15 protein-coding genes and 1 riboswitch are annotated in these 18,735 nt (G+C 59.4%); of the genes, 10 read left to right on the top strand and 5 right to left on the bottom strand.

Translation table 11 applies throughout. The features are described from left to right. Positions 1–84: 84 nt before the first annotated feature. Positions 85–441: a hydroxyisourate hydrolase gene (uraH, locus tag INS80_RS17415; protein ID WP_192966839.1), complete on the bottom strand. Its 357-nt coding sequence runs from the start codon at positions 439–441 to the stop codon at positions 85–87. 201 nt (positions 442–642) lie between these two features. Between uraH and puuE the strand changes: the two genes are divergently transcribed. From puuE to INS80_RS17400, 3 genes are all read left to right on the top strand, one after another. After that, positions 643–2,058 carry an allantoinase PuuE gene (gene puuE, locus INS80_RS17410; RefSeq protein ID WP_192966838.1) on the top strand — a complete coding sequence of 472 codons (1,416 nt, stop codon included), beginning with the start codon at positions 643–645 and terminating at the stop codon, positions 2,056–2,058. Further along, the gene (locus INS80_RS17405; RefSeq protein WP_192966837.1) at positions 2,055–2,543 is read left to right on the top strand and encodes an ureidoglycolate lyase; all 489 of its coding nucleotides are present in this window, start codon (positions 2,055–2,057) and stop codon (positions 2,541–2,543) included. Before puuE ends, INS80_RS17405 begins: the two co-directional genes overlap by 4 nt. 84 nt (positions 2,544–2,627) lie before the next feature. After that, on the top strand, positions 2,628–4,055 hold the full coding sequence (locus INS80_RS17400; protein ID WP_192967326.1) for a uracil-xanthine permease family protein: 1,428 nt from the start codon (positions 2,628–2,630) through the stop codon (positions 4,053–4,055). A 352-nt stretch (positions 4,056–4,407) separates the two neighbouring features. On the opposite strand, the gene INS80_RS17395 is transcribed toward INS80_RS17400, so the two are convergent. From INS80_RS17395 to INS80_RS17380, 4 genes are all read right to left on the bottom strand, one after another. Further along, positions 4,408–5,394 (bottom strand): type I glyceraldehyde-3-phosphate dehydrogenase, encoded by a 987-nt coding sequence (locus tag INS80_RS17395; RefSeq protein ID WP_192966836.1) that lies wholly within the window; start codon positions 5,392–5,394, stop codon positions 4,408–4,410. Between the two features lie 96 nt (positions 5,395–5,490). Beyond that, complete coding sequence (locus INS80_RS17390; RefSeq protein ID WP_192966835.1) at positions 5,491–5,838, bottom strand: hypothetical protein; 348 nt, start codon at positions 5,836–5,838, stop codon at positions 5,491–5,493. Between the two features lie 91 nt (positions 5,839–5,929). After that, positions 5,930–6,760, bottom strand: a complete 831-nt coding sequence (locus INS80_RS17385) for a bifunctional allantoicase/(S)-ureidoglycine aminohydrolase (protein ID WP_192966834.1) — start codon at positions 6,758–6,760, stop codon at positions 5,930–5,932. Positions 6,761–6,946: 186 nt separating this feature from the next. Beyond that, on the bottom strand, positions 6,947–7,723 hold the full coding sequence (locus tag INS80_RS17380; protein WP_192966833.1) for an IclR family transcriptional regulator: 777 nt from the start codon (positions 7,721–7,723) through the stop codon (positions 6,947–6,949). A 149-nt stretch (positions 7,724–7,872) separates the two neighbouring features. Here INS80_RS17380 and INS80_RS17375 point away from each other — a divergent pair, with 149 nt between their 5' ends. The 7 genes from INS80_RS17375 (at position 7,873) to INS80_RS17345 (ending at position 18,731) form a co-directional block, all read left to right on the top strand. Further along, entirely contained in the window at positions 7,873–9,189 is a 1,317-nt protein-coding gene (locus INS80_RS17375; protein WP_192966832.1) for an aromatic ring-hydroxylating dioxygenase subunit alpha, read from the top strand. A gap of 69 nt (positions 9,190–9,258) precedes the next feature. After that, complete coding sequence (locus INS80_RS17370) at positions 9,259–10,710, top strand: glutamine synthetase family protein (RefSeq protein WP_192966831.1); 1,452 nt, start codon at positions 9,259–9,261, stop codon at positions 10,708–10,710. A gap of 82 nt (positions 10,711–10,792) precedes the next feature. Beyond that, a riboswitch (glycine riboswitch) is annotated at positions 10,793–10,901 on the top strand. A 169-nt stretch (positions 10,902–11,070) separates the two neighbouring features. After that, on the top strand, positions 11,071–12,210 hold the full coding sequence (gene gcvT / locus INS80_RS17365; protein ID WP_192966830.1) for a glycine cleavage system aminomethyltransferase GcvT: 1,140 nt from the start codon (positions 11,071–11,073) through the stop codon (positions 12,208–12,210). A gap of 41 nt (positions 12,211–12,251) precedes the next feature. Further along, positions 12,252–12,611, top strand: coding sequence for a glycine cleavage system protein GcvH (gene gcvH, locus INS80_RS17360; RefSeq protein ID WP_192966829.1), 360 nt, complete (start codon positions 12,252–12,254; stop codon positions 12,609–12,611). A gap of 108 nt (positions 12,612–12,719) precedes the next feature. Next, a complete protein-coding gene (gcvP, locus tag INS80_RS17355; protein WP_192966828.1) occupies positions 12,720–15,569 on the top strand; it encodes an aminomethyl-transferring glycine dehydrogenase in 2,850 nt (949 codons plus the stop codon). A 350-nt stretch (positions 15,570–15,919) separates the two neighbouring features. Then, positions 15,920–16,696 carry a substrate-binding periplasmic protein gene (locus tag INS80_RS17350; RefSeq protein WP_192966827.1) on the top strand — a complete coding sequence of 259 codons (777 nt, stop codon included), beginning with the start codon at positions 15,920–15,922 and terminating at the stop codon, positions 16,694–16,696. A 301-nt stretch (positions 16,697–16,997) separates the two neighbouring features. Further along, positions 16,998–18,731, top strand: a complete 1,734-nt coding sequence (locus tag INS80_RS17345; protein WP_192966826.1) for a methyl-accepting chemotaxis protein — start codon at positions 16,998–17,000, stop codon at positions 18,729–18,731. The last annotated feature ends 4 nt before the right edge of the window (positions 18,732–18,735 follow it).

Below are 18,735 nucleotides of genomic sequence, written 5' to 3'. Positions count from 1 at the left end.
CCCACAAACCACCGCCTTAAGGGCAAGGCGCGCGGTGCGCGCAGGCTGCGCCTCCCTTGACCCGGTGATTTGTGGCTGGGGAGCCTAACTGCCGCGGTAGGTGGAGTAGCCAAAGGGCGAGAGCAGAAGCGGCACATGGTAATGTGCGTCTGCGTCGCTGATGCCAAAGCGGATGGGAACCGTATCAAGGAACAAAGGATCCTCACTCGCCTGTCCGGTGGCGCGCAGATAGGCGCCTGCGTCAAACTCCAGCTCATAGGTGCCGACACCGAAACCGTTCTGCGGCAGGATGGGGCTGTCTGTGCGTCCGTCCGAGTTGGTCGTCATCTCGGCGAGCGCTTCACGGCGTGCGCCCTCGACGCGGAAGAGTGTTATTGTCATTCCGGCAGCTGGGCAGCCGCGGGCAGTATCCAGAACATGTGTGGTCAGGTATCCAGTCATAGGGGCTCCCTCAGTCAAAGCCTGAATGAAGTGATGTCTTGTTATGCAGCAACTTCCTGCACCAAGCCCGAGCATTCGGCAAACCGCATGCGATTGACAGTGCATTCGTGAAATTTTGAAAAAAACGTCTCGTCTTCTGCCATAATAAAAGGAAACTCGCGGTTGACCCAGCCTTGGCGCCCTGACGAAAGAGATACCGTTATGATCAGATATCCCCGCAACATGATTGGCTATGGGGCGACACCTCCGGACGCGGCTTGGCCTGGGGGGGCGAAGATCGCCGTGCAATTCGTTCTGAACTATGAAGAGGGCGGTGAGAACTCTGTTCTACACGGTGATGCGGCTTCTGAGGCCTTTCTGTCGGACATTGCCGGTGCGGCGCCCTGGCCCGGACAGCGCCATTGGAACATGGAGTCGATATACGAGTACGGCGCGCGCGCAGGCTTCTGGCGGCTGCACCGCATGTTCACTGGCGCCGATATACCGGTGACGATCTATGGGGTTGCGACCGCCCTTGCACGCTCACCAGAGCAGGTTGCGGCGATGAAAGATGCAAATTGGGAGATTGCATCACACGGGCTGAAGTGGGTGGAGCACAAGGATATGCCGGAGGACGCAGAGCGCGCTGCGATTGCCGAGGCGGTTCGGCTGCATGCCGAGGTTGTCGGCACTCGTCCGCGTGGCTGGTACACGGGTCGCTGCAGCGTCAACACTGTGCGCCTTGTCGCCGAGGAGGGTGGTTTTGACTATATCTCTGACACCTACGATGATGATCTGCCTTATTGGCTGGAAGTGGGGAACCGCGACCAGTTGATCATCCCCTACACGCTGGAAGCCAACGACATGCGGTTTGCAACAGCTCCGGGGTACATCACCGGTGAGCAGTTCTTTCAGTATCTGAAGGATGCGTTTGATGTCCTTTATGCCGAGGGTGAGGCAGGCGCGCCAAAGATGATGTCTGTCGGCCTTCATTGCCGTCTAATCGGGCGACCGGGCAAGGCTGCTGGACTGAAGCGCTTTATTGAATACATCAAGGGTTTCGAAGGAGTTTGGTGTCCGCGGCGGATCGATGTCGCCGAGCATTGGGCGCGTGTGCATCCCCACCAGCGCCGCAATTTGCCCAGTCGGATGGAGCGCGAGGATTTCGTCGCTGCATATGGAGGAGTATTTGAGCATTCCGCGTGGGTCGCGGATCGGGCCTTCGAGCTGGAACTGGGCGCAGCTCATGACACGGCGATCGGTCTGCACAACGCGCTGTGTCGTGTGTTCCGTTCGGCCAGCGAAGTGGAACGCCTGGGCGTCTTGACCGCCCACCCTGATTTGGCCGGTAAACTCGCGGCGGCCAAGCGCCTTACGGCCGAAAGCACCTCTGAACAGGCAAGCGCGGGGCTTGATGCTCTCACGGATGCAGAGCGAGAGCGCTTTACCCGCTTGAACGCGGCCTACATGGAGAAACATGGTTTTCCGTTCATCATCGCCGTGCGCGATCATGACAAGGCGAGCATTCTGGCGGCCTTCGAACGGCGGATCGGCAATGACCGGGCTGAGGAATTCGATGAGGCGTGTCATCAGGTGGAGCGGATTGCCGAGTTTCGCCTCAAGGACCTTCTGCCATGAGCCGAGTCATCAAGATCCGGCCGATCAGTTCTGAGGCCTTTCTTCCCTTCGGAGATGTGATCGATACCTCCGGTGCGCCCGACAAGATCATCAACCAGGGGCGTTGTGGACGCTACCATGATCGGGCGCAGATGGATTTTGCTGATGGGCGCGCCGGACTGAGTCTTTTCAATGCTGAGCCCAGAACGCTGCCCCTGAAGCTTGAGATGGTTGAGCGCCACCCGGACGGGAGCCAGGCCTTTATCCCCATGAGCGAACACGGCTTTCTTGTCGTGGTTGCCGAGGATTTAGGCACTGGCCCGGGCGCTCCGCTGGCGTTTGAGACAAAGCCGGGGCAGGCCATCAATTTTCACCGCGGAATCTGGCATGGTGTGTTGACGCCCCTGCGCGCGCCCGGTCTTTTTGCGGTGGTGGACAGGATCGGGGCAGGTGCCAACCTGCAGGAGCACTGGTTCGATACGCCCTATGAGGTGAGGCGCGCCTGACACGTCCCTCTCTAGCGTTTTTATCTGCCCGAGAAGAGGCGGAACAAAATAACACAAAATGCCAACAGAAGAGGGAATATGAAAATGGCCGATGGCTCCATAGGAACGCCAGCGCAGCTGCGCGATCCGAACTACACGCCGCCACTGAGCCAAGCGATACCGCTTGGGATCCAGCACGTGCTTGCGATGTTTGTTTCAAATGTTACCCCGGCCATCATTGTTGCCGGGGCTGCCGGGTTCGGGTTTGGCTCAAACTCGCCGGATTTTCCCGAGCTGTTGTATCTCATACAGATGTCCATGCTCTTTGCCGGTGTTGCAACGCTACTGCAGACCATCACGCTGGGGCCGGTGGGGGCTGCCCTTCCGATCGTGCAGGGGACCAGTTTTGCCTTTTTGCCGATCATGATTCCGCTGGTGGCGGGAAAAGGCGTGGATGCGCTGGGCGCGCTTTATGGTGGCGTGCTGATCGGGGGCGTGTTCCATGCAGTGTTAGGCCTGTTCATCGGCAAGATCCGCTTTGCTTTGCCGCCTTTGGTCACCGGTTTGGTCGTGACCATGATTGGGCTCGCCCTGGTGAAGGTCGGCATTCAATATGCCGCTGGCGGTGTGCCTGCGATAGGAAAGCCGGAGTATGGATCGCTCTTGAACTGGTCAGCGGCGTTGGTGGTGATCGTCGCGACGCTCGGGCTCAAGTTCTTTGCCCGTGGCATGTTGTCTGTATCCGCAGTGCTTCTAGGGCTGCTGGTGGGTTACATCTACGCGCTGACGGTGGGAATGGTGAGCTTTGACGTCATCGGCAACAGCTGGTCGCGCGCGGCTGGCTTTGCGCTGCCGGTTCCCTTCAAATACGGGTTCGAGTTTTCCTTTGCAGCCATCATCGGGTTCTGTCTGATGGCCTTTGTTTCGGCGGTAGAGACCGTTGGCGATGTCAGTGGCATCACCCGTGGTGGCGCGGGCCGAGAGGCGACGGACAAAGAGATCGCGGGGGCCACCTATGCCGATGGTCTTGGCTCCGCGGTCGCAGGGGTGTTTGGAGGCTTGCCCAATACCTCGTTCAGCCAGAACGTGGGACTTATCGCCATGACGGGAGTGATGAGCCGCCATGTGGTGACCTGTGGCGCGATCTTCCTGATCATCTGCGGGTTGGTGCCCAAGGTCGGTGCAATCATCCGCACCATTCCGATCGAGGTGCTGGGCGGAGGCGTCATTGTCATGTTCGGCATGGTGGTCGCGGCAGGAATCTCGATGCTGTCGGACGTGAACTGGAACCGGCGCAACATGGTGGTCTTTGCAATCTCACTTTCTGTTGGGCTGGGCCTTCAGTTGGAGCCAGGCGCGGTGCAATACCTCCCGGATACTTTGCGCATCCTGATGACCAGCGGCCTGTTGCCCGCTGCGGTGATTGCCATCGTTCTAAACCTCGTTCTACCCGAAGAGTTGGCGGACAGTGCAACCGAAGAAGTCTCAGGCGGTTTGGCTGGACGCGGACAAGGTAGTCTGGGCGGGAAATGAATGTCCAGGCGGGCGCAGGGTGCTCCCGCCTGGTCTGCGATCATCAAAGATGATCTGGTCCAGTTGGGCCTGGCGCCGCGCTTTTGCGCGGCGCTTTTCCGTTTCAATGAGAGTGGCCTGTAGCGGACGTCTTCCTTGAGAGGTAGGTGCCAATGGAGGGTCCCGTCCCTGGTCTCAACGGCCGGTGACGTGGTCGCTGTGCTGCTGCGAGAGGTAGTTGCCAACGACATCATAGCGGTCCGCGAACCAGGGAGACGGAGCACCGCGCTAGCGCGGTGCCGGGCTCAGCCGGGGGAGTGGGGTTTTGCAGAAAGCACGGCAGTCCAGGGCGGGAGTGCCTATGTGCCCTGTGTCAGGCCTTGCTCATCAGACGAGCCACATCCAGCATGCGGGCAGAGAACCCCCATTCGTTGTCGTACCAGCCAAACAGGCGAAGTTGGCTGCTGGCTATGATCCGGGCTTCGGGGGCGGCAAGGATCAGCGATTCAGGCCGGGCGCGCAAATCCGACGACACCAATGGCAACTCTGTCCAGCCAAGCTGGGCCGAGCGGTCCACGGCCGCTTTCAGAGTGCTGATCAGATTCTCCGTAGCGACTGGGTTTGTGAGTTGCGTGACCAGATCGACGGCTGAAACGCTTGCGGTTGGCACACGCACGGCGGCGCCGCTGATGCGCCCCTTGAGGTGTGGCAGCACCTCATCAATCAAATGCATGGCTGAGGTCGTCGTGGGCACCATCGACATGGCCGCGCTGCGGGAACGAGCAAAATCGCCGCGCGGAGCATCCACAAGCGGCTGGGAGTTCGTGTAGCAGTGGATCGTTGTCATATGGGCCGTTTCGATCCCGAACAGATCATCGAGAATCTTAATGAGCGGCGCCAGACCATTGGTGGTGCAGGAGGCGTTTGAAACGATCTGCGCGTCGCCAAGAGTGTCCTCATTGGCGCCCAGAACGATTGTGCGTTCGGCTGCGGGCGAGGGGCCCGATATGAGAACTTTTCGTGCGCCAGCCTTCAGACCCCGCCGTGCTACATCTGACGTGCGGGCAATACCAGTGCATTCGAGAACGACGTCGACGCCCGACAGATCAACAGCCTTCAGATCACTTTCCCGGCTGAAGGCTATGTTGCGGCCCAAGACGCGCAACGCGCCCGGTTCCGTTTCGACCTCGCCGGGCAAGGGGCCGTAGGTGCTGTCATATTGAAACAGGTAGGCGCACAGGTCGAGCGGTGCGATATCGTTGATCTGCACGACTTCGATGTCTTTGTGTTCTGACGCGCAGACGATCTGGCGCAGGATTGCCCGGCCAATGCGACCAAATCCGTTGATGGCGATTTTCATGGGTTTTCTCCGTCCGGACCTTGTAGCCCCCAAGGGACATTTCCGGCGCAAGACCTGTTTGAAATGAGGGAGCCGAAACGCAGAGGCGTTGCGGCTCTAGTCTGATGGACAGCGAAGCGCGCCGATGTAAGTCCCCGAGATGGTTTTGACCAGCGAGTTGCGTTTCAGCTGGCATCCCGTGGCGGCGCGAAAGGCCCGTGCCGCCTGTCGTGCGCCGATCATGGCCGGTGGACGGAAGGGGGCAAGCTCATGATTGAGGCGGGTGGCCTCATAGCGGCCAGGATAAGATTCCGAGGGGACCACATGCCAATCCCGGCCGAGAACCGTGACCTTTTTGGGGGCATGCTCTGCAGCGACAATCGGGGATGCGGCGGAAATTCCTGTGCCCAAGGCGCAGCAGAGGCAAAAGGTACGAAGAATGGCCGGGGCAAAAGCAACAGTCATCTGACGGCTCCTGATGGCAAGATATGGGCGCAGCCTAGCGAAGCTGCGCCGGTTTGCAATGGGGCCTGCCCGAAAAAGCGGAAGCGCTGTATCAGCCCTGCAAAGACAACGGCATGTGGCGGTTCACGTCCTTGTACAGGAGATAGCGGAACCGGCCGGGTCCGCCTGCATAGCAGGCCTGCGGGCAAAAGGCGCGCAGCCACATGAAATCCCCGGCCTCGACCTCTACCCAGTCCTGATTGAGGCGGTAGACGGCCTTACCTTCCAGCACGAACAGGCCGTGTTCCATCACATGTGTTTCCGCAAAAGGTATCGTGCCGCCGGGTTCAAAGGTGACGATGGTGACATGCATGTCGTGGGCCAGATCTTCGGGGTTCATGAAACGTGTCGTACCCCAACGCCCATCGGTGCCCGGCATCATGTTGGGGGCCAGATCCTTTTCGTTTACCGTAAAGAATGTAGGGGCGGACAGCCCCAGCGCACTCTGCCACTGCTTCCGGATCCAGTGGAAGGAGGCCAGGCTGTCGCCCGTATTGCGCAGCGACCACGTACTGCCCGGCGGTACATAGGCAAAGCCGCCGTCGGTAAGAACATGGGCCGCGCCGTTGATTGTCAGCTCGAGCGTTCCCGCAGTGACAAACAGGCCACCTTGTGCGCGTGGGTCGGTTTCCGGAGTGTCCGAGCCGCCGCCGGGCTGAAGTTCGACGATATACTGCGAGAAGGTCTCTGCAAATCCGCTGAGAGGGCGGGCAATCACCCACATGCGCATGCCTGTCCAGCCTGGCAGAACCGAGGTGACGATGTCCTGCATGGTGCCTTTGGGAATAACGGCATAGGCTTCGGTGAACACGGCGCGCCCGGTGAGCAGTTGCTCCTGTCCAGGGTGGCCTCCTGACGGAGTGAAATAACTGCGGTCTGTCATTTTGCGCATATTCTCTTTAGCCCTCGATGGCCTGCTGCCGACCCGGTGCCGCATCCGTGCCTGCGGCCTTCAGTTGTGGTGGGGTGTTGCGTGGACTATGAGACTTTGCCACCTCGGCTCCAAGGTGTGAGAGGGTGAAAACAATCTTCGTGATAATTTGAATATCCGCGCAGAGAAACCGCGCTGTCACAAAGCCTCTACAGCCCGTGATTGTCTGAGATCCGCAGCGCAGACTTGCAGGCCACGCAACAGCGCCTCGGTGTCTTTATCAGTGCTTTGGCCCCGCGGCACAGAGGCTCCAACAACGATCGGGGTCCTCCCGGGGGCCGATACCGGCACCGCAATGCCCAGAATGCCGGCCTCAAATTCGCTGTCGGTCAGCGACCAGCCTTGTTGTCGCGCAAGATCGACTTGCTGACTGATCGCGTCCGGATCGGTCAGAGAGGTTTCGGTGTGACGCGGGATCGGGACCCGCGACAAGGTCTCGTTGATCTCATCTGCTGGCAGCCCGGCCAGGAGCATGCGCCCCAGACTGGTGTGCGCCAGTGGAATATGAGCTCCAGCGGTGAAGCCATAGGTCACCGGGCCCTGATCCACTGTGGACTGGGCAAGAACGAGAACCCGATCCTGATCGAGCATACAAAGGGTGATACCGGCGTCGAGGGCGCGGGCGTGCTGGTTGAGGAGAGGTTGAACACGGCGCCCGAACTGATTTGCCTGAAGGAACCCGCCTGCCAAAGCCAAGACACGCGGGGTCAGTGACAGCATCCGCCCGTCTTGTCGCAGGTATCCCGCCTGCACCAACGTTAAGGCTCCGCGGCGCGCTGTCGCCCGGTCCTGCCCGGTGCGACGGGCAATTTCAGCAAGGGTCAGGCTGGGCGTTTCCGCATCGAACACGGCCAAAACCTTCAGGCCTTTGGCAAAGCTGGAAGATATGTTTCGATCTTGTGGGGTCTTGGTCATGCGCCTGATGCCTGTGAAACAAAATTAGGGTGCGCTCTTGACATGAAAGGCTGGGTCAAGCACGAGTAGTTCGTATTTAGGCAATAAAGTGCGAATAACGCACCTTGTCAAGCCCTGTTCGCTTTCTTGCCAGCAAAAGGACTGAAACCATGATCAGCCAGGAACTCAACGACAGTCTAACCCGAGTCGGGAAAGGCAGCGATGCCGGAGAAGTTTTGCGCAGATACTGGCAACCCGCCGCTCTTCTGGACGAATTACAGCAGGGCAGGCCGGTGGTCCCGGTGCGCCTGTTGGGTGAAGACCTTGTGCTGTTCCGCGACAGTGAGGGCCAGCTGGGCCTGATCGGACGGCATTGTCCGCACCGGGGGGCTGACATGTGCTACGGACGGCTTGAAGACAACGGGTTGCGCTGCCCATTCCACGGTTGGCATTTCAATCGCTCTGGTCAGTGTGTCGAACAACCCGGTGAGCCGGAAGGCAGCCGGATGCACGAGAAGATCCAGACAGCCTCTTATCCGGTGGTGGAAAAGAACGGTATCATCTGGGCCTATATGGGCCCGGGGGAGCCTCCTGAATTTCCGAGCTTTGACTGCTTCCGGGCACCGGATACCCATGTCTTTGCCTTCAAGGGGCTATGGGAATGCAACTGGCTTCAGGCGATGGAGGTGGGGATTGACCCGGCTCATGCTTCCTTCCTGCACCGCTTCCTGCAGGACGAAGATCCGGCCGACAGCTATGGCAAGCAGTTCCGCGACAAGGCCGGCAATACCGAGATCCCGATGACCAAGCTGTTGCGCGATTATCCGCGCCCGGACATCCAGGTCGACGAGGCAGATCACGGGCTTAAGATCACCGCCCTGCGCCACATGGAGGACGGGCGCACCCATGTGCGCGTGACCAACCAGATCTTCCCGGAGGCGATCTGCATCCCGATGAGCCGTGAGATGACCATCACCCAGTGGCATGTGCCGATCGATGATGAGAACTGCTACTGGTATTCGATGTTCACCAGTTTCGACAAACCGGTCGACAAGGATCTGATGCGCGAGCAGCGCCTGAAGGAGCACGTGTTGCCCAGCTATGCGCCGAAGAAGAACAAGCGCAATAACTATGGCTATGACCCCGAGGAGCAGGAGCGCGAGACCTATACCGGCATGGGTCTTGATATCAACGTACACGATCAGTGGGCGGTGGAAAGCATGGGCGCCATCCAGGACCGCACAGAAGAGCATCTGGGCAAAACCGATGTAGCCATCATCCGCTATCGCCGCATGTTACGCGCGGCCATCTCCGCAGTGAAGGAGGGGCGTGAACGCGATCTTCCGATGCAGGGCGGGCTGGACGTGGGCGGTATTTTCGGGCCTATTTCCAATGACTCGATCGCGCAGGACGGCGATTGGCAGAAGGCGGCAGGGGAGGCGGACGATGCCCGTCGCAGTCGCTGCCCTTGGGATGCCAGCGTCTGACCCCTCTAGGAGCGATCCGCAGAGCAGCCAGTGCCGACCCAGTCGGCGCGCAGCCATGAAAGAGGTGTGATGGGCAGAGACTATTCCACCGGCAAGCTGGCCCAGATGGGTCTCTTGTCTTCCGATGCCAGTGCCTTGGCGCAGGACCTTTGCTCTCAGGTGGCCGCGGAAGGTATCGAAACCATTCGTGTCCTTTTCGCCGACCAGCACGGCATATTGCGTGGCAAGACGCTTGTGCCCGAGGCTTTTGCGTCTGTGTTTGATGCAGGGCTGAATATACCCTCGACGCTCTTGCTCAAGGACACCTCGCACCGTACTGCCTTTCCGGTCTGGTCCGAGGCTGCCAAGGGGCCTGCTCATTTGATGCGGGGCGCCAGCGACGTGATGCTGGTGCCGCGCCCCGAAACGTTTCGGGTGCTGCCGTGGTCGCCACATTCCGCTTGGATGTTGTGCACGCCGGTAATGCGCGATGGCAACCCGATTGCCTTTGCCTCGGATACCGTCCTGCAAACGGCTGTGGATCGCCTCGCAGGGCAGGGCATGGCGGCTACCCTCGGGCTGGAGGTGGAGTTCCAGATCTACGAGCGGCTCGACGACGCCCGCGATCATGGCCGCTGCGGCATGCCCGGTGCACCGGTGCAAACACGCAATCTGGCGCAGGGCTACCAGTACCTGACCGAGACACGCTATGGCGAGATGGAGCGCGCGCTGGATCTTGTTCGCCGCAATGCGCAAGGTCTGCGGCTGCCGGTGCGCTCGGTCGAGGTGGAGATGGGGCCGAGCCAGGTCGAATTCACGTTTGCCCCAGCGGATCCGATGACCCAGGCCGATGCCATGGTGATGTTCCGCACCATGGTGAAAGAGGTCTGTGCCGCCGAAGGGATGCACGCCAGTTTCATGGCCAAGCCCAGGCTTGAAAACGCCATGGCCAACGGCTGGCATGTGCATCAGTCGGTGCAGGACATTGCCACCGGGCGCAACCTTTTCATGCCCGAAGCGGCGGGCGATCTCACCGTCGCAGCCTCGGGATGGATCGCGGGCCTCCTGACCCATGCGAAGGCGGCCTCCCTGATGATCGCGCCGACGGTCAACAGCTACAAGCGCTATCAACCCTATCAGCTGGCTCCAAACCTCATCCAATGGGGGTCGGACAATCGCGGCGCCATGCTGCGGGCGCTGACGGCATCCCGTGATCCCGCCAGTCGGATCGAGAACCGTGCGCCCGACAGTTCTGCCAACCCCTATTATGCCTTTGCTGCCCAGCTGATCGCAGGGGCGGAAGGGATCAAGGCAGGGCTGGCGGCGCCTCCTCCCACGACCTCTCCTTACGAAGGGGAGGCAGAGAAGCTGCCTGCATCCTTGGGGGAAGCGCTGGAAGCCTTTGAGGCCTCTACTGTGTTTGCAGCGGCGCTCGGTGACGATTTCAGTACCTATCTGAGCCACCTCAAGCGGTTCGAATGGGAGCGTTACCTGAGCACCATTTCGGAGTGGGAGCAGGCCGAGTATTTCAACCTGTTCTGATACCAGCAGGCAGGTAAAGCAAAAGCGACAATTATCGCCTTGTTTGCGTCTTGAATGGAGGGCGGTGCGCTGCTAGTGTCGCGGCGCGCAGACGGGAGAACCGCAGCGGGGCAGAATCGTATCGCTCCAAAGTGGTGCCGAAGGAGCAACCGCCCCGGAAACTCTCAGGCCACAGGGACCGCCTGCGCAATGAACTCTGGAGAGATCCCGGACAGATCCGGGGCGCCGAAGGGATAGCGATCTCAGGCAGCAAGGACAGAGGGGGCATCGAAGTGTGCAGGGTCAATCTGCGCGAAACTTGGATGCCGGACCCATTCGCGCAGATGGATCGGACCGGCCGTGACAACGGGACGGACGCGCATGTCTGACGAAACCACGTCTGAATTGAAAAAGACGCCTCTTTTTGCCCTGCATGAAGAACTCGGCGGCAAGATGGTGCCCTTCGCGGGGTACCTGATGCCGGTGCAATACCCAATGGGGATCATGGGCGAGCACAAACACACCCGTGCCAAGGCGGGCCTCTTTGACGTCAGCCACATGGGTCAGGTTATCCTCAAGTCCGACAGCTATAAGGCCGTGGCCGAAGCATTCGAAACGTTGGTGCCGATGGATGTTCTGGGTCTCAAGGAGGGGCGTCAGAGGTACGGTCTTTTCACCAATGACAAGGGGGGCATAGAGGATGACCTGATGTTCGCCAATCGCGGCGATCATCTTTTTGTTGTGGTCAATGCCGCTTGCAAAGAAGCCGACATCGCCCGCATGAAAGCTGCGCTTGAGCCTGCCGTCATCGTAACCGAGGTGGTCGATCGGGCGCTGCTGGCGCTGCAAGGGCCTGCGGCAGAGGCGGTCTTGTCCTCTATCGTTCCGGCAGCGGCTGAGATGAAATTCATGGATGTGGCAACGCTTGACGCGGATGGTGTGGAAATCTGGGTCTCTCGCTCGGGCTACACCGGTGAGGATGGCTACGAGATTTCCGTACCCGCAACACAGGCCGAGGAATTTGCCCGCCGTCTGTTGGCGCATGCCGATGTGGAGCCGATCGGCCTTGGTGCGCGGGACTCCTTGCGTCTTGAGGGCGGTCTTTGCCTTTATGGTCATGATATCGATGCTGAAACCCGCCCCGCTGCGGCTTCGCTAACCTGGGCAATCCAGAAGGTGCGCCGCGCTGGCGGCGACCGCGAGGGCGGTTTCCCCGGTGCTGCGGCGGTCTTTGCGGAGATGGCTGATGGTGCGGTCCAGCGCCGCGTTGGCCTAAGGCCCGAGGGACGCGCGCCCATGCGCGAAGGCGTTGAACTCTTTGCCGAAGCAGAGGGCGGCGCGCCCATCGGCAAAATTACCTCGGGCGGCTTTGGCCCCACTGTTGGTGGCCCTGTGGCCATGGGCTATGTGCCAGCAGACCTTGCCGCGCCAGGCAGTCAGATATTCGGCGAGCTGCGCGGCAAGCGCGTGCCCGTCACCGTTGCATCGCTGCCCTTCGTGGCGGCCAACTTCAAGCGCTGAACTCAAACAACAAAGCGCATTGGTTCAAAGGGAACGAGACCATGAAATACACCGAAGAACACGAGTGGCTGCAGGCCGAGGGCGAGATCATCACTGTGGGCATTACGTCCCATGCGGCTGAACAGCTGGGCGATGTGGTCTTTGTGGAGCTGCCCGAGGTTGGCACCGAAGTCACCAAGGACGAAGAGATCGTGGTGATTGAATCCGTCAAGGCCGCCTCGGACATTCTGTCGCCATTGGATGGCGAGATCGTTGAGATCAACGAAGCCATCGTGGATGAGCCGGGCAAGGTCAACGAAGACCCCGAAGGCGGCGCCTGGTTCTTCAAAATCAAAGCCTCCGACCTGTCGCCGATGGACGACTACATGGACGAAGCTGGCTACAAGGCCTTCATCGGCTGATCACCTTTCCCCGCCGCGCTGCTGCGGCGGGGTGCAAAATCTCTCGCGAACGGGCCAGCCCGACGCCTTATCTGTTGTCCGAACTCATGATCCTCAAAGGGGTGCCTCATGTCTTTTGAACCGACGGACTACCTTCCGTATGACTTTGCCAACCGCCGCCACATTGGCCCCTCTCCGCAGGAGATGGAGGAGATGTTGCGTGTTGTTGGTGCCGACAGCCTTGATGCGCTGATCGATGAGACCGTTCCGGCCTCAATCCGCCAGAAGGCTGCGCTTGATTTCGGCCGTCCGCTGTCCGAGCGCGAACTGTTGTTCCACATGCGCCAGACCGCACAGAAGAACAAGGTGATGACCTCGCTCATCGGGCAGGGCTATCACGGCACCGTCACCCCGCCTGCGATCCAGCGCAACATTCTGGAAAATCCGGCCTGGTATACCGCTTATACGCCCTATCAGCCGGAAATTTCCCAAGGGCGGCTTGAGGCGCTTTTGAACTTCCAGACAATGATCTCGGACCTTACTGGTCTTGAGATTGCCAATGCCTCGCTTCTGGATGAAGCGACCGCCTGCGCCGAGGCGATGACCATGGCGCAGCGCGTCGCCAAATCCAAGGCCAAGGCGTTTTTCATCGACCGCGACTGCCACCCGCAGAACATCGCCGTTATGAAAACCCGCGCGGAGCCGTTGGGGATCGAAGTTATCGTGGGCAACCCTGAGAAGATGGACCCCGAGCAAGTCTTCGGTGCGATCTTCCAGTATCCGGGCACCTATGGTCACGTGACCGATTTCACGCCGCATATCGAAAAGCTGCATTCACACAAGGCTATTGCCGTGGTCACCGCCGACCCTCTGGCGCTGACGCTGCTAAAAGAACCCGGCGCCATGGGGGCGGATATCGCTGTTGGCTCGACGCAGCGCTTTGGCGTGCCTATGGGAGCAGGGGGGCCGCACGCGGCCTATATGGCATCGAAGGACGCCTACAAGCGGGCGATGCCGGGGCGCATTGTGGGCGTTTCTATCGATGCCCATGGCAACAAGGCCTACCGTCTGTCGCTGCAAACCCGTGAGCAGCACATCCGGCGCGAAAAGGCGACCTCCAACGTCTGCACGGCGCAGGCTCTGCTGGCTGTCATGGCATCGATGTATGGCGTGTTTCATGGCCCCAAGGGCCTCAAAGCCATCGCGCAGCGCATCCACCGCAAGACGGTGCGTCTGGCCAAGGGCCTCGAAGAAGCCGGGTTCAAGGTCGATCCCAAGGTGTTCTTTGACACCATCACCGTGGATGTGGGCCCGCTGCAGGCGGCGGTGCTGAAATCCGCCGTGGATGAGGGTATCAACCTGCGTCGTGTCGGAGAAACCCGTGTCGGCATCACCCTTGATGAGACCACCCGCCCCGAAACCATCGAGGCCGTCTGGCGCGCCTTTGGCATTGTCCGCAAGGATGACGATTTCACCCCGGAATACCGTGTGCCAGAGAACCTGCACCGGACCTCGGACTATCTGACACATCCGATTTTCCACATGAACCGGGCCGAGACAGAGATGATGCGCTACATGCGTCGTCTGGCGGACCGCGATCTGGCTCTGGACCGGGCGATGATTCCGCTTGGCTCCTGCACCATGAAGCTGAACGCGGCGGCGGAAATGATGCCACTCAGTTGGCCCGAATTTGCCCATATTCACCCCTTTGCACCGGCCGATCAGACCGAGGGCTATAGCGAGATGGTCACCGACCTGTCGCAAAAGCTGTGCGAGATTACCGGCTATGACGATATCTCGATGCAGCCCAATTCCGGCGCACAGGGCGAATATGCGGGTCTTCTGACCATCGCGGCCTACCACCGCGCGCGAGGGGAAGGGCACCGCAACATCTGCCTGATCCCAGTCTCTGCGCATGGTACCAACCCGGCCTCGGCTCAGATGGTGGGCTGGAAGGTTGTCGTCGTCAAATCGGCCGAAAACGGCGACATCGACCTCGATGACTTCCGCGCCAAGGCGGAAAAGCACCGCGACAATCTGGCGGGTTGCATGATCACCTACCCCTCGACCCATGGCGTGTTCGAGGAAACCGTGCATGAGGTGTGCGATATCACTCATGAATTCGGTGGTCAGGTCTATATCGATGGTGCCAACATGAACGCTATGGTGGGCCTCAGCCGTCCTGGTGATCTCGGCGGCGATGTCAGCCATCTTAACCTGCACAAGACCTTTGCCATCCCGCATGGCGGCGGTGGCCCCGGCATGGGACCGATTGGTGTGAAATCGCATCTGGTGCCGCATCTGCCGGGCCACCCGGAAACCGGAGGGGAAGAGGGGCCTGTCTCGGGTGCGCCCTTTGGTTCTGCATCGATCCTGACCATCAGCTGGGCCTATTGCCTGATGATGGGAGGCGCAGGCATGACCCAGGCAACCAAGGTTGCCATCCTCAATGCCAACTACATCGCCAAGCGGCTCGAAGGGGCCTATGACGTCCTTTACAAAGGGCCGACCGGACGGGTTGCACATGAGTGCATTCTTGACACGCGCCCCTTTGCAGACAGCGCCCACGTAACCGTGGATGATGTGGCCAAGCGCCTGATCGATAGCGGTTTTCATGCGCCGACCATGAGCTGGCCGGTGGCCGGTACTCTGATGGTGGAGCCGACGGAATCGGAGACGAAAGCAGAGCTGGACCGGTTCTGCGATGCAATGCTGTCGATCCGTGACGAAATCCGTGACATCGAAGAGGGACGTATCGACGGGGAGAACAATCCGCTGAAACACGCGCCGCACACGATGGAGGATTTGGTCAAGGACTGGGATCGCCCCTACAGCCGCGAACAAGGCTGTTTCCCCCCCGGCGCTTTCCGTGTGGACAAATACTGGCCGCCGGTGAACCGCGTGGACAACGTCTATGGCGACCGTCATCTGATCTGCACGTGCCCGCCGCTGGAGGACTATGCCGAGGCGGCTGAATAGGGCGCGATCGCTCTATCTTCTATGAACTGAAAAGGGTCCCTGATGCGGGGCCCTTTTTGCATGATCTTCCGGAGTGCGGCCGGACTGTGAGGAGGATCTGAAAGCTCCTGCGATTCGGATCAGACCGTTTTCGGAGTTGCGCAAGGAGACGTTTTTCTTCCGAATTTTGGGTAGCTGGCGCAATTATCTTACGCGCCCTATGCGGTTGTCACCCCGGGAGACGCACAATTTCTAAGCTGAGGTTTATTTGACGGAGTTATTGCGCAGGTGCAGAAAATCCAAGTCTTTTTCCTAAGAGGGCCTTAAGACCTTGGGGGTCCCATGGCTCCATACCAATTTAGGAGCCAAACATGAAAATCGGTATTGCAGCCTGTCTGTCTGCATCTTTCCTGTTCTTTTCGCATTCCGCCATGGCGGCAGAAATCACCGTGATGGCGGGAGATCTGCCTCCGATGATCAATCAGGACGGAACCGGCCGTGAGGCTGAGATCATCTCCACCGTTCTGGGGCACTGTGGCCACACAACTACCTTTGTGGTGCAGCCCTTTACGCGTCATTGGCAGTCGTTCGAGAATGGTTCTGGCGATGCGGTGGCAACGGTGCCGGTCGGCATGCCAACAGCCGGGACCCAGACCCAAGCCTATATCAACTATCAGAACGGCGTGTCCTTCTTGACCTCCTCGGAGCAGCAGGCGGACGACCTGGCCGATCTGGAAGGTTGGAACATCGTCGCATTCGAAGGAGCCAGCAACATTATTCCCGGGCTGGGGGATGTGACGTCAACATTCAAGTCCTATCGTGAGATGGCCGATCAAAAGACCCAGAGCAAGCTGCTTTACGGCAAACGCGTCAATGGCATTCTGGGCGATGGTATGCTGTTTGCCGAATTCAGTCGCCAACTCCAGGAGGCAGGCGCTTCCTCCGGTGTTGATGCCAGCCAGCCGATCGAATTCCGCGCCATCTTCGATCCCAGCCCCTATGCCATGAGTTTCAGGGACCCGGCGCTAGCAGCTGAATTTGATCGTTGCTTTGCCGAGCTTGAGGCAGACGGCAGTATTCAGGAAATCAATACGCGGTGGACCGAAAAGTATCGTGCTGCCCTTGAGGATAACTATCTGTCTTACTGACGCTCCATCCTCGCGGAGGGCTGGGCTGCAACGCCCACCCTCTGTTGCTGCAGCAGCAGCCGTGAAACTTCAAAAGGACGCCATAAGGCGTCCTCGATCAAGCAGAATGGGCAATCTGAACGGATGAGCCCGCCCTGTCTACGAGTGGTTCAGGTGTCGAAGACTTGAAGGCCATGCAATTCGAGAACAGCCTGCAAGGCCATGCAGCGACCCGGCCGGCAGCTATGACCACAAAGATGGCAACTGAGCGTTGTCAAACCGGAGCTCTGAAATGAAACGCAAGCTGACAAAACTCCTTGGCATGTCAATCAAGAGAAAACTTCTACTCCCGATCCTGGCTTGTATCCTTGTATCCAACGTGGCCTACACGGTCTTCTGGGCGTCCAAGCACAGCAGCGCTTTGATCGATGCGTTTGAAAATGAGGTCCAACTGGCACAGCGCTTTGTCGGACCACCGGTAGCCGCCGCCGTTTGGGATTTCAATGGTGATGCCGCGCTGGGGGCGCTTCAGGGCGTTGCGGAGATGAAAAATGCGGTCTTCGCCCAGGTCGTGGTGGACGGAGAGAGCTTTGCGGAGACCTTTGTGGTGGAAGGGCGACGGGAAGAGTTCATGGGGGCGGTTTCATCGCTGTTGGAAGATCCCGAAGCGGAAAAGTCGATCGAGGCGAACCAGGTTGTTTATGTCAAATTTCCGATTCTGCTAAGTGATGGTACCCTCGTGGGTGAAATGGTCATGGGGTTCGAGAACAGCGCAATCCAGGAAACGATTTCAGCTCTGTATCTGCAGTCTGCCATCATTGGCCTCGCGATCTGTGGTGTGATCGGCCTCATTGTCTACTTCTCGGCGGCCTCGGTGACGCGACCTTTGGACCGAATCGTGGACCGCATTGATGCTTTGCGAAACGGGGATACCGAAAGCGAAGTTCCTGAACAAGATCGCGGTGATGAGCTGGGGCGGCTTGCTGCTGCTGTTGAGGAATTCGTCGATGCCATGCGGGCCAATGCGGAGTTGGAAGGCAAATCGCGGGCTGCCGCCCGTGAACAGGCCGAGGTCGTGCAGGAACTGGCCAATGCGCTCAATAATCTGTCGTCGGGGAACCTTTCATATCGCATCACCAAGGACATGAGCGGCGAATACGTTGGGCTGCGCACTGATTTTAATCAGACGGCCGAAACTCTGGATGATGTCATCGGCCGCGTGCTGTCGACAGTCGATAGTATTGAGCGCCAAACCGGTGATATGGCTGTTGGAACCGACAACTTGTCCCGGCGTACCGAAAACCAGGCGGCGACCCTGGAACAGACCGCAGCAGCGCTCGACAGCATAACGTCGAGTGTTCGTTCTGCCACGGAGCAGACACGCGAAGTGGAAGCTACTATTGCAAACACCACCGCCGAGGTTCAGCGCAGCGGCGAGATTGTGGTGCGTACCGTGGATGCCATGAAAGAAATAAACGAAGCCTCTGAAAAGATTTCAGATATCAACAGCGTGATTGATGATATTTCTTTCCAGACCAACCTGTTGGCGCTGAATGCAGGCGTTGAGGCAGCACGAGCCGGTGATGCCGGTCGCGGATTTGCAGTGGTTGCTTCCGAGGTGCGCTCCCTGGCGCTGAAATCTGCCAATTCCGCGAATGAAATCCGTGGACTGATCCAAAGCAGCTCTGAAAAGGTCAAGATCGGCGTGGAACTGGTCGATGAGGCCGGTAAGTCGTTGGAAGAGATTATTGGAAAGATTAAATCCGTCTCGGATCTCGTCAGCCAGATCTCCGCATCTTCGGGGGAGCAGGCGTCGACGATTTCCGAGATCAATTCCGGAATGACCGAACTCGACCGTGTGACGCAGCAGAACGCAAGCATGGTGCTGAAGTCGAGCGAGCAGGGCAAGTCCCTTCAGGAAGCGGCTGGTGAGCTGGCGCGGCTGGTTGCGCAGTTCAAACCCTCTGCAAAGGCGATGACTGAAGCCCTTTCTTCGGCTTCCGGTGCTTATGGTGATGCCTATGCCGCATTCGACCAGGACCGTCTTGCAGGCTAGCCCG

Origin of the sequence: Phycobacter azelaicus (assembly GCF_014884385.1) — a bacterium.
GTDB classification, from domain to species: Bacteria; Pseudomonadota; Alphaproteobacteria; order Rhodobacterales; family Rhodobacteraceae; genus Phycobacter; species Phycobacter azelaicus.
This window is presented reverse-complemented; position numbering and strand designations above follow the sequence as displayed.